This is a genomic window from Mesorhizobium sp. LSHC420B00 (assembly GCF_000503055.1).
GTDB lineage: Bacteria > Pseudomonadota > Alphaproteobacteria > Rhizobiales > Rhizobiaceae > Mesorhizobium.
The window spans coordinates 1-376 of the sequence record NZ_AYVY01000087.1; the positions used below are offsets into that span (position 1 = coordinate 1).

1 protein-coding gene is annotated in these 376 nt (G+C 60.9%); it reads right to left on the reverse strand.

Annotation, left to right across the window (positions count from 1 at the left end; translation table 11 throughout):
* Window positions 1-188: 188 nt before the first annotated feature.
* Window positions 189-376: transposase (locus tag X760_RS77070; RefSeq protein WP_023723267.1), on the reverse strand; the 188-nt coding region annotated here is incomplete at its 5' end.

Sequence of the window (376 nt, forward strand, 5' to 3'; positions counted from 1 at the left end):
TGGGCATAGGCGCTAAGATAGCTTTGGCATGGACTGAAATTTGCGCTTTCGTGGTGGTTCGCGCCAGCGATATCGCAAGGCATGGAGATTTTGGCGCAGGGCCGCCAAGGAAGGTTGAGTAAAGATGGTCGCGATCAGAGAGGCGACGATCTGGCGGGTTGCGCGCCACAGCAGCGGGCGCCCGTCGCTCAAGGGGGAGAGACACCCAACTCCTGCGAGAGGGGTTCGGTCACAAGCGCGATGAGGAAGTGTGCAAGGATCCAAGGCTTTGCGATCCTTGGGTCCTTGGCGGGAGGAGAGCGCAGCCCGATCAGGCTCTTCAGGCGCTTGAAGGCGAGTTCGATGCGCCAGCGCATGCGGTAGAGCTTGAGGACCG